At 33.5% G+C, this 11,153-nt stretch carries 10 protein-coding genes; 7 read left to right on the top strand and 3 right to left on the bottom strand.

The window, feature by feature from the left end; translation table 11 throughout:
* Positions 1–404 precede the first annotated feature (404 nt).
* The 5 genes from AAEO57_RS00195 (at position 405) to AAEO57_RS00175 (ending at position 5,643) form a co-directional block, all read left to right on the top strand.
* Entirely contained in the window at positions 405–1,781 is a 1,377-nt protein-coding gene (locus tag AAEO57_RS00195; protein WP_341688280.1) for a hypothetical protein, read from the top strand.
* Positions 1,782–1,852: 71 nt separating this feature from the next.
* Positions 1,853–2,440 (top strand): helix-turn-helix domain-containing protein, encoded by a 588-nt coding sequence (locus AAEO57_RS00190; RefSeq protein WP_341688278.1) that lies wholly within the window; start codon positions 1,853–1,855, stop codon positions 2,438–2,440.
* A gap of 405 nt (positions 2,441–2,845) precedes the next feature.
* Entirely contained in the window at positions 2,846–3,412 is a 567-nt protein-coding gene (locus AAEO57_RS00185; RefSeq protein ID WP_341688276.1) for an SH3 domain-containing protein, read from the top strand.
* 190 nt (positions 3,413–3,602) lie between these two features.
* Positions 3,603–4,286: a HEPN domain-containing protein gene (locus tag AAEO57_RS00180; protein WP_341688274.1), complete on the top strand. Its 684-nt coding sequence runs from the start codon at positions 3,603–3,605 to the stop codon at positions 4,284–4,286.
* A gap of 43 nt (positions 4,287–4,329) precedes the next feature.
* Entirely contained in the window at positions 4,330–5,643 is a 1,314-nt protein-coding gene (locus AAEO57_RS00175) for a hypothetical protein (RefSeq protein ID WP_341688272.1), read from the top strand.
* 38 nt (positions 5,644–5,681) lie between these two features.
* On the opposite strand, the gene AAEO57_RS00170 is transcribed toward AAEO57_RS00175, so the two are convergent.
* Both AAEO57_RS00170 and AAEO57_RS00165 read right to left on the bottom strand, forming a co-directional pair.
* Complete coding sequence (locus tag AAEO57_RS00170; protein WP_341688270.1) at positions 5,682–6,371, bottom strand: hypothetical protein; 690 nt, start codon at positions 6,369–6,371, stop codon at positions 5,682–5,684.
* A gap of 161 nt (positions 6,372–6,532) precedes the next feature.
* On the bottom strand, positions 6,533–8,260 hold the full coding sequence (locus AAEO57_RS00165) for a hypothetical protein (protein WP_341688268.1): 1,728 nt from the start codon (positions 8,258–8,260) through the stop codon (positions 6,533–6,535).
* A gap of 305 nt (positions 8,261–8,565) precedes the next feature.
* On the opposite strand from AAEO57_RS00165, the gene AAEO57_RS00160 reads away from it, so the two are divergent.
* A complete protein-coding gene (locus AAEO57_RS00160; protein WP_341688266.1) occupies positions 8,566–9,624 on the top strand; it encodes a DUF3800 domain-containing protein in 1,059 nt (352 codons plus the stop codon).
* Between the two features lie 75 nt (positions 9,625–9,699).
* Complete coding sequence (locus AAEO57_RS00155) at positions 9,700–10,683, top strand: bacteriophage abortive infection AbiH family protein (RefSeq protein ID WP_341688264.1); 984 nt, start codon at positions 9,700–9,702, stop codon at positions 10,681–10,683.
* Between the two features lie 101 nt (positions 10,684–10,784).
* Here AAEO57_RS00155 and AAEO57_RS00150 read toward each other — a convergent pair whose 3' ends face one another.
* Positions 10,785–10,940, bottom strand: coding sequence for a hypothetical protein (locus AAEO57_RS00150; RefSeq protein ID WP_341688262.1), 156 nt, complete (start codon positions 10,938–10,940; stop codon positions 10,785–10,787).
* Between the last annotated feature and the right edge of the window lie 213 nt (positions 10,941–11,153).

Below are 11,153 nucleotides of genomic sequence, written 5' to 3'. Positions count from 1 at the left end.
ATTTAAAGAAATTGGCTTATTTTTAATTGAATTTGTAAGAAAATTGTTTTGCATTTTGAATAGATAGCGGTTTGTATGTATCGTGGGGGTTAGATGTTAAAATGGTTAATTTGATTAAGATATGATTTCTTATAATAGTAATTAGTAGTTCAATTTTTTTTGAATAATTTTAAACTTTAAATCAAATAGTAAAAGTAAATTTAAATTATAATTCTGAAAATATTCGCATCAAAATTTAACAATGAAGTTATCTAAATTAAAAGCTTAAATTTTTTGTGGCAGAAAAAGGTACAATGCAAAAGCAACAAGGATTTAGCAATAGAAATAACTAATTATTTTAAAAAATAAAGTTAATTTTAGGAGTGCATTTCGTACATTAGTTAATTTAAATTTAATTAATTTTTATGGCAATTATAAATCGGCATATTACATATTTCTTTGATGATTTAAAAAAAATAGATTTTTGTGGTACAGAAATCTTTGAATTTAAAGGAGGAAGTTTTGAATTGCCTTTTGAAACTGTTCCTACAGATGGTAAACACTCTTTTTTAACTTGTGAAAATTGTTGTAAACACAAAGAGATTTTAATTAAAGAGATTGAAGAGAAACTCCTGATTTTCCCTTTTTGTTGTGAGGAGCATAGAAAACTAGTTAATTTGCCAATGTTTAAAAAAGATGATTTTATTAGCATTACTGAAAGTATTGCTAATAAAATAATGTTTACATATCATCATATTTTAAATAACGTAGATACTGAAAACTGGAAAAAAGAAATTATAGACTATATTGATTATACTTCTGATAGTTACGGAAGTTTTCCCTACGGAGAAGCTTTTCAATTAGGTAATTTTTATAATTGTACTCTTCATTTATTAACTACAACTAAAAATATGAGATCAGATACGGTTTCAAAAAAAGAGTTAGATTATAGATTGAAATTCGTTAATAATTATTTAGGATCTTTTATAAATACTAAACAAAAAGATAATCCAACAGATATTAGTGTTCTTCTTAATACATATCAAAATTGGCTAAATATCTTTCCTTTTGAGTTAAATAGTTATTTTGGAAATTTAAAAAATCATTTTGAAAAACACTTACCGTTTTTAAAAAATAGTTTCGAAGTAAATATTTACTCAGGCGTATCTAAAGCAAGAATGCATACTAAAGAAAGTTTAATTAAAGCTTTAATAAATTTAACAGACAATTTGTTAACTCAAATTAATGGAACGACACTTTACGAGAAAGGTCTGATAACTGATGCAAATAAAATTAAACTGGAACTTGTAATAAATAGTAGAAGATTAAAACTTAAAAAAGGCTATAAAAATAATTCTAGTACTGAAGAACAGAAATACCGTAAAATGTTAAAGGAATGGTTTTCTGATGAAAAGGATTTTATTAATGAAATAACACCTTTGTTAAAAGAACAACCCGAGCAATTTGCAGCCACTAAATCTGATGAGATATTAGTCAAAAATGAAGATACTAAGATTTTTAAAAATGATTTTAGTTTTACATTGTTTACTAAAATGTTTGAACTGTATAAAAATGAAACTACACACCTTGCAAATTTTAGCTTTTTATTTTTTGCGATGGAAACAGATTTTTTAGTTTGTAGTCAAGTAGAATTTGTAAAGTTTTTAGAAAAAGAAAAATACAATATTAGTATTGACAAAATTGACAATAGACAATTAGAGTGGAAAATAAGTAGAAAAGCAAAGCTTTACAATTCAATTAAAGAAGCATTAAAAGAAAAGCACGAAAAAAGCACAAATTGAGCTTAGTAGTGTGCCTTTAATTGATTGTAAATCAGAGCAATTTTGCAAAGTATAACAACAATACTTGCAAGATGACAAATTCAATATTACTTCAAAATGTAAGTCCCGAAGCATTAACAGAGCTAATCAAAGAGGGCGTTAAAAGTCAATTAGAAGACTTTAAAAACAATTTCAACACTCAAACTGATGAGTTATTAACCCGAGAGCAAACGTGCGATTATCTGCAAATAAACAGTAGTACGTTATGGCATTGGACAAATAAAGGCAAAGTTATAGCCCATGGAATAGGAAACCGCAGATACTACAAAAAAGCGGAGTTACTGGAATGTTTAACCCCTTTAAAAAATAAGGCTATGAGTACTATAAATACGCAAAGCCTTAATACTGATAGTGACGGACAAGTTAAAGGTAAACATTTTCAAGACCAATTTAATAGTGTTTATAAAGGTTTTTTCGAGCAACCTCAATCAATGAAAATGTTATCTGTTAAATTAAATATTGATAGGTCAAATATTTGTTGGTTTTGTAGAGAGTTAAGAATTAACAATAAAATATGTATTGCAAAGAAAGGAGTTTGTAAGGTAACAAATCGAGTTGTTAATTTTTACACCACAAATCCTGATCTATTTGCAAAGTCGAACCAATTAAAAATGTTTTAGATTATGGAAGCAAATAAAGAAAATTTTATAAACTCATTACAAATAATTTTGTACTGCTTGCTGATAGTATTGAACCTTTACAAAATTCAACGGATGATATTTTGCGGGAGGTTGCTAAAAGTATTGGTCAAATAGATTTTATGCTTTTGGCGTTTACTGATAGTGAAGCTGTTTGAAATCGATATAGTGCTTTGCGGGTTATTTTTAGAAGTATTGAGGGGGGCTTGCTGAAAACAAACAAATTGAATTTGATAAATTACTCTTATTTTTATTGGAAGATGTATTTTTTTCTAAATATTGTAATTAATGGATTAATTGCCTTTCAAGTGAAATATCAAATTACGGAAAACCGTATATTTTTTTGAGAAGCTTTCTTTACGTTTGTCTGAAATAAAACGGTTTATTATGATCAAAAAAATAGTTGCTTATACGCTTTTCTTTTTTACAGTATTAACCTCCAGTGCGCAGAACAATAAGATGTTGGCAATCTGTTGTGATGCAAAAACTAAAGAAGCCGGCAGATGTACGGGGAACGCGTACTGCAGTGCCTGTTCGAACTGTAGCAGATGTGCACATTGTTCCAGCGGGGGGAGTTGCGGGGTATGTAATTCGTATTCACAGCCCGTCAGGTATACCGAAAAACCTAAAGCTACAAAAAGCAGGATTGCAAATCCTTCTAAAAAATCTGCACCAGTTTCTTTTACTTCCGAGACGTCCGCGAAATCCAAAGGAAAGAAAGAACCTGTGAATAAAAAAGCGGTAAATATCTATAATACTGAAGATATGCTAGCCGTAAATGCTGAAAACCTTAAGTTACGTGAAGGACCAGGAAATGAATATGTAGTAATAGAAAACCTTAAAAGGTATGATCTCTTAATGGTTATAGGTATTGACGGGGATTGGTTGCAGGTCAAGGTAATCCAATCAGGTAATTTTGGATATGTGAACGCGAAATATACATATAAGATGTAGGGTGATTTTTTGGAAGTTACTTTTTATTAGGAAGTGGATTCTAATTATGTATTCACAGGTAAGATTTGCTTTAAGATTAATTGAATCTAAGTAATATTATTTAACTACGCAAAATCACTGCGTACTGAATAAATATCTTCGGATCATTAATCATTATGACTGATTTTATAAATTATAAAAACACAACATTATGGACAGATCAATTACATTTATGGAAAAGTTATCCACTGGATATTCGTTTACTGAACTTGCATACCGAGATTATATTGCAGCTCGTTTTCTGCTTAACAACCATTATATAGTTCAAGGACTGACTCTTGCCAGTATAGCCGTAGAAAAATATTTGAAAGCTATAATTGTTTTTAATTTACAGGAAAGAGAATGGTATAATTATCATTTTGACAGATTTGAACAGCTCAAAAAACTCCTGACTAAAGTGAACAGTGACGTAACTCAAAAGTTTGATCCCATTTTCGTAGCAATATTAGAGAAGGCTTTTAAGATCAGATATTACGATAAAATTGAAAAACCGATTTTTATTGGTTTTTACATTAATCAATTTATAGGAGAATTAGACTATACGATTGACTTTTTGGAAAATTTCATTTTTAATACTCAAAGTTGCGGACAACCCATAACAGTATATAATAAAGCTGTTATAAACAAAGATTCAGGTCTCTATTATAATAACTTTATACTAAATAAGGAGGATAAAAAATATTTTATGGAAAAACCTGATATTGGGTTTTCAATATATATTAGTGTTGGATCTATCGTTCATCAAGAAAAAATAGTAAAAGGTGGGAGTACACGAAATATTTATGAAGGACAAATAGCAGAATTCACTGAATTTGGTCCAGATTTTATATTGTAATTATATCTTTTTTTCTCAATGTAATATTTTAAAACCGCTTTTAATGAAAGATAAAATTTTGAATCTAGTCTACAATTTCTTTATTAAATCGTCTGACTTTAATGGAATTCCGCTTCGAAGCATTTCCAAAGAAATGGAAATTGAGTATGAAAAATCCATAAATATTATAAAAGAGCTTGTTAACGAAGGCAGCATTACCATCCAATCCAGTACTAATCCCCACATCATAGGCTTTGGCATTTTTCCGATCGAAAAACAAATTCAAATTCTTGAACAAGCTAAAGACACCAAAGTGAAAATTCAAAAAATTGGAGAGGTTGAAATTAGATTTGAGAGGACGAAATTTCCGATCTGCCTATATCCAAGCAGTGATTATCTGAAAATTAACAGAGATGTGGCTGGATTTAACAATGCTTTTTATATCCAGCAGTTAGCCTTAGGCGAGCCGCAGCTTAAACCGGTATTTTTTGAAATAGAAGTTTTGGACAGGTATTTCAATGATCCACGTTTTGACTTTAATTTTAAGGATTATTCAGGAAGGATTTCGTGCCGTTATGATGAAAATGGCAAAGCGATTTTAAGGGATGAAGACAATGTTTTCTTAAAAAGCTTCGGATTAGGCGTTGACGAAAACAATAATAGGTTGGCTGTGGTGTACCTACGATATTTAAAAGATTTGACGGCGGAGCACCAGATGTATTGGAAAGGAAAGGAAAAATCGGGAAAATGCACAATGTTAGAAGAATACCGCCAAAATACCATTGAAGGGAATTGGTCCTCTTCACATTCTATTTTTTCAGCCTTTCTGGCAGAACAGAAAGCGATCAATGAATTGACACAGCTGATTTTTAGCAAGACTATTTTCAGAAAAACTTTTGAAAGCGAGGAAAGGCCTAAAGAGTTTACCTTTTTTTTTGTTCCTACACTGAAAAATTATAATGATTTTATATTGCTGCTTGATAAAATGATTTCCGAGAATATCGATAAAGACTTTTTTGAAGGGAAGATTGCACTTTTTGAATATAAAGAAGTGGAAGAGGGGATTGTGGAAAAGCAATGGAAGGGGACTCTGCAGTTATTTGAGGAATGGCTGAGAGGCGAATATGAATTTAAGGACCAAGAAACAGCAGCCAAATTGTTTAAGCCGTTAAAAAAAATCAGAAGAGAAAGGCAGACACCCGCTCACAGGATAAACGAAAATGAATATGATTCCAAGTATATTGAGCGCCAGAAGGAAGTGATGAAAGAAGCATATTCGGTTTTCCGAAATTTACGGTTTGTTTTTCAGCAGCATCCTTCGGCCTTGGACTATGGGATTCCAAAATGGCTGGAAAAAGGACAAATTAAAGTATTCTAACTCACCACTAGCAGTATGGATAGCGCTGATCGCCTGAGCTAAAGTCGAGGACCTTCAAGCATTTTTTTGAATTCATGAATTGAAAGCGACTGAGGAGTAATCTCTAAGATCATCTTATCGTCAGTGACAATAAAATCTTTTCGATCATTTTTCAGGTATAAAAGGTGATGCAGGTCTACGAAATCATTCTTTGAGGGACTGTTAAACAGTGTGCTTTTCTGTATAGTAAAGAGCGAAAATGCATCTATGAAAACATCAATGCTTCCATTATAGCTTTGAATTACTTCCGAAACTTCCATCTGATCTCCCGCTTTATTTACATGGTTAGCCAGATAGTCCGCAATTGCATTTATGGTTATCTGACTGTTTATTGGATCGAAAGCTAAAGATTTTAAATATTCTTTTGCTATTTTTTCAAAATCTTCGCCATCTTTCTCCCTTATATGCTTAAGGATCTCCTTTAAGTTTTGATTGCCTCTGCTGGTTCCATTTATAAAACCGGCTGAATAAACGCTGTCTAGATCAGAGAAAAAGTCTAGCGAATAAAGTTCGTCTTTAGTCCTTGATTCAAAATCATTAAAATCGGTGCTGTCCAACAGCTGCAAAGAAATATTCTTTAATCCTGAAGTTCTGTGCTCAATGATTTCAACAATTGGAAATGCATAAGTTTTCATGGCTTCAGGCAGTTCCCAGATGATTGGTATATCTGAAGCTAATAGGTTTTCCATCGCCTTCTTTCTAGCTGAAAATTCTTTTTGGTTTATTCCCGAAATTAATTCGAAAATGCATAGGGCCGATGTGTAACAACTTTCTTTTAGGTCATTAAGATCTTTGCTCAATTTTCTAATAGCTACAGTGTCCAGATAGTATCTCATTAACTTATAATGTTTTAATTGAATATTTGAGAATGTTTTACCGCTACTTCTCTAGGTATGGGAGGAAGATCCATCTGGCTAATCTTATTTTCTAAATATTTAGAAAATGGCAGAAAACTATTCTTATAAGCGGTGCTGATATATCCATTTGAGTTTGAATTCCGATTCGTTTCAGGACTGTATCCAATATAATTGGTCTGGTATTCCCGCAGGCACAATTCCAAATCGAGAAATCGATCAGCAAATACATCTTGATTAAAAATCAATGTGTCTATGTCAATAATGACAAGTGGCCTTACATTGGTGATATTGAATCCTTGATCTTTTAAAATCTGCAGTTCCTCCTGAAACCAGAAATTTATGAATTTATTGAGTCCGGCGTTATTGAACATCCGGTGATGCAATATTATTACTGAATTGATAATAGCTTCATCGGCAGAATAATCGTTGTCAAAACCCTGTTTTTTGCTTAGTATTTTTGTGATTGATTTAATTAGCTGGAGCACGGCATTTGGTTTTCCGTTCGCTTTTTTATACAATTTTTCACTTAATGCCTCCTGGATTTTTAGAAAATCAAGTGATTCTTTTACTTCAGCATTAATCATGATATCCTTTGATTCAAATAAAATTATATTATCCAAATTCCTAACATAGTAGTCGGGAGCACCGTCATATCTTCCATCCAATTCCTTCCCTGTCTTTTGAATGTATCGGTCTCCAAAATATTTGCGAAGGATGCTATTGAGCACATATTTTTCGGAAAAATCAAGAGTTTTCAAACCTTGCAGATTTTTAGGTCTATTGTGTTCAGGCATTTGGTTGTAAACTTCTTTAAATTTCCAGAATAATCCGTTGTAAATTAATTCTATTGCAAAAAGGGGAGAAATTATTCTGTAAATTCCGTCTGCAACTTTATATATGGGATTTGCCCTGATTGCTTTAAAATCAAAATCATCTATAATTTCAATATTATTGATTGCCAATCTATCTAGAAAATATACCTGCGCATCATCATCTAACCTAATATCTGTATGGGCTTCATTTTCCGCAGTGATAACGGCGAAGGCAAGCGTTAGCAGTCTTTTAAGATAATCTTTATAGTCCTTAACTCCAAAATAACGGTAAAATTCTTGTAGAAGCAAATAGCAGTCTTCCCTTTGGATTAAGAATTCAAAAAACATCACTGCTCGTAATAATTGAGTTGAGTAGAGTTCGCTTTTATTATAATTAATCAGATCATTCCTGTCAAATTGATTAAAGAGCAGATTAGCAGCAGTTCTCTTATGACCATGAAAAAGCTGTTCAATCTGGCTAATGGTTTGAGATCTTTGAGACAATTTCCCATTTAGGACCAAGTAAGCCTTGAAAATATCCAGCTCGCTCTGTTTTTGAGTCTTATTCTGCTTCCTCTCATCAAGCTGGAATGCAATTTCAAAAAGCCTTAAACTGCTTACGACAAATAGTATTGTCGGTGTTTCTGTAACATATCCATTTTCAGCTAGAAATGCTTTAATGTTTTTTGTGGCTTCTTCAATCTGTGCTGAATTGCTACCTAGGTGCATTTTTATAAAATTTTCAGGATCACTGTATTGCGAACCGAAATTATTAAATCCAAGAAAAAAACAACCAGCAGTCATCAAGATTTCCTTTGGAATTCCCTGTAGATATTCATTTACTTCTTTAGGCGTTTCATCTGGAAAAATAGAAGAAAATGGGAGTATTATTTGAGTAGCAATTGACATGGTGCAAGATTGGTCTTTAGGTTGGTATTTAATTTAAAGCAGCCGTCTAAAGATAAAAATATATTCATTTATTTTTCTAATATTTAGAAGTAAAAAAATCGGCATTCATTTCATCACTTATGTTACAGCCAATGAGATAGATTCCAATACGAAGTGAAAAACTGTTTCAAAACAGCTAAATTGGATAGAGTAGATAGAAATCCTGTGCTAAGGAACAGGTGTTTTTACGCTTTCCAGTTCATTGGGATTGCTTTATATTTAGCCGTTTTTTATATGGATCCGTAATAATTTTAATCAGACTGCTTATGTCAAAAAGAACCATTTATTTCGACGAGTCAGGAAACACCGGACAGGATATGCTGAACCAAGACCAGAAAGTGTTTGTGCTGGCATCGGTGAGTTTCAATAATGAGGAGCTTGAGGAGCTTGAGAAGATTTTTGGAGTGCAGGGGGAGATGCATTTCAAGAAATTAAGGAAAAGCATTGAAGGCAGGAAAAAGATACTGCAGTTCCTCAACCATGAGTATATCACCGAATCAAGGGTGATGTTTTCGTCAGTACACAAGGAATTCAATGTCTGCGGGCAGATTACCGATCAGCTGATCGAGACGGCCATGCATCACCGAGGGCATGATATCTATGTCAAGGCAAATAATATTTTCTACATGAACTATCTTTTCTATTTTGGAAATTTTTTTTGGGATGGGGAACTGTATATGGATCTAATAAAATACTTTGTTGAGATGATCAGAACCAAAACGCAGGAGTCGATAGAGAGCTTTTACGAAACCGTAGCAAAACTATTGGATTCAGTGGAGGAGAAAAGCGTGCTGGAGCCGGTTTTAGAAAGCAGAAAATATATTGACGAGATATTGGATTCTACGGATAAATATACCATTGACGTAACATTTTCAACCTTTCTGGTATTGTGCGATCGCTGGTATAAATTCCATAATTCCCCTATAGATGTGAAACTTGATGTATCCAAGCAGATTAGCCACTACAGTGATTATCTTGATCACACAAGGCAGCTGGCTGAAAGTGGGGCGGATAAAACCCAAATAGGCTATGATGAGAGGGTGACAATTTTCCCACCTCAGATCGGCGATCTGCAGATGGTGGATTCAAAGGATGAGTTCGGGGTGCAGTGCGCGGATTTGATTGCAAGCGCGATTACCTTTATGTATAACAATGAAGAGGGGAACAATGCGCCTTTTGCAAAAGAAATCCAGAAAACCAAGCTTCTTGACCTCTCCAATGCCTTTGTTATATGGCCTTCGGACAGCGAGTCTCTTAACGCAATGCGCAGCCTTGATCAAGGTGGAATAAATCCAAACGATTTTCTGGCAGAATACTTTTCCTAGGAAGTATTGTTGCAAGCGCAAGAAAAAGAGCATTTTTAGATACAAGAAAAAAAGAGAAAATAAAAGACCTACAGAATGAAGACACTTTACATTATCGGCAATGGCTTTGATATCCACCATGGTCTTGACACCAGATATCAGAGTTTTGCTCAATATCTTGAAGAAAGCAATTCAGAGCTTTATGATTTGCTGCTTACCTATTACGGCCTTCCGGATATCACCGATCCTGATATTACTGACTATGAGTATGGTTTATGGTCGCATTTTGAGGAGGCCCTTGCAGACCTGGACTACATTTCTGTACTTGATGACAATTCCGATTGGGCAGCCAATCCCTCTGCAGAGGATTTCAAAGACCGCGAATGGCACCAATACCAGCAGCAGATGGAGCTCATTATTAAGGATCTGACCACAAACCTCATCGGCGAGTTCAATAATTTCATCCTAAAGGCCGATTATGTCAGCATCCCTGAAAGTGCCCTTATTGAAATTGAAAGGGACAGCCATCTTTTGAACTTCAACTACACTGACACGCTTTCAGAGGCTTATGGGATAGAGGATGAGAGAATCACCTATATTCATAAAAAGGCAGCGGTGGAAGAGAGCAGAATAATTTTGGGGCATGGAACCGATCCCGCGAATTTTGAGACTGAAGAGGAGGCACCTCCGGCAGGGCTCAGCCAAGAGGAGCTTTTTGAATGGGAGCAGGCCAAGGCAGACCAGTACGACTACTCTTATGAGAGCGCGCGAGAGGAAATATTGTCCTACTATACAAAAGCCTTTAAGAACACAGTAGAAATTATCAAGGAGAACACGAAATTCTTTTCAAACCTTGATGATGTTGAAAAGGTAATTGTTTTGGGGCATTCCATGTCTAAGGTCGACCTGAAATATTTTGAGGAAATAAAATCAAAGCTTAAAGCCAATACGATCTGGAATGTTTCGTATTTTGGAGAGGCAGAGAAAGATGGCCACAAGAAAACGCTTGCTTTACTGGGAATAGACAAGAAGAATATTGTTCAGATGAAAATAGCAGATCTTTTAAAAAAAGCGCACTGAAAAATTTCAAGTGTGTTTTAGCGATTTCGCGCGATTGAAATGAGAAAGTAATTATGGCTTTTCATTATTTTTAAGGTACTGTGGCCACGAAAGTCGATACGTTAGAAGCAGTAGATATAGTTTAAAATCTTTATAGGTTCGGTTTCGTTTCTGAGTCTATAGCTTTTGTTTAGGGCAATTGAGAAATTAACGACCTGTCTTTCTGAATTCACTTTTGCCAAAGCGACATATTTTGTAAGTCTTTTATTGATTTTCATGATTTCCAATTTAAGTGTTAGGGTTTAAAAGCTTCTTTTTTCCCTTTCCTAAAAAATATTTTAGAAAGAAAAAAATGGTACAAAAGAAAGCAAGAACCAATTTTATATTGAAAATTTAATGTTCACCCACAAGATAAAACAAGTATTTCACCAGCTACAGTCTTTTTAAATTTTAGCTTATATTGTATCTTTAAAAATTATAATTTATTCGTT

Origin of the sequence: Flavobacterium calami, from assembly GCF_038290035.1 — a bacterium.
Classification (GTDB): Bacteria; Bacteroidota; Bacteroidia; order Flavobacteriales; family Flavobacteriaceae; genus Flavobacterium; species Flavobacterium calami.
Note: the sequence above shows the minus strand (reverse complement) of the source record. Positions and strands in the feature narration are given on the sequence as shown.

Coding starts and splice junctions, on each gene's coding strand:
- AAEO57_RS00175 (WP_341688272.1), top strand. CDS start 4,330: ATGAAAGATAAAATTTTGAATCTAGTCTACAATTTCTTTATTAAATCG.
- AAEO57_RS00190 (WP_341688278.1), top strand. CDS start 1,853: ATGACAAATTCAATATTACTTCAAAATGTAAGTCCCGAAGCATTAACA.
- AAEO57_RS00160 (WP_341688266.1), top strand. CDS start 8,566: ATGTCAAAAAGAACCATTTATTTCGACGAGTCAGGAAACACCGGACAG.
- AAEO57_RS00170 (WP_341688270.1), bottom strand. CDS start 6,371: ATGGAAAACCTATTAGCTTCAGATATACCAATCATCTGGGAACTGCCT.
- AAEO57_RS00185 (WP_341688276.1), top strand. CDS start 2,846: ATGATCAAAAAAATAGTTGCTTATACGCTTTTCTTTTTTACAGTATTA.
- AAEO57_RS00165 (WP_341688268.1), bottom strand. CDS start 8,260: ATGTCAATTGCTACTCAAATAATACTCCCATTTTCTTCTATTTTTCCA.
- AAEO57_RS00150 (WP_341688262.1), bottom strand. CDS start 10,940: ATGAAAATCAATAAAAGACTTACAAAATATGTCGCTTTGGCAAAAGTG.
- AAEO57_RS00180 (WP_341688274.1), top strand. CDS start 3,603: ATGGACAGATCAATTACATTTATGGAAAAGTTATCCACTGGATATTCG.
- AAEO57_RS00155 (WP_341688264.1), top strand. CDS start 9,700: ATGAAGACACTTTACATTATCGGCAATGGCTTTGATATCCACCATGGT.
- AAEO57_RS00195 (WP_341688280.1), top strand. CDS start 405: ATGGCAATTATAAATCGGCATATTACATATTTCTTTGATGATTTAAAA.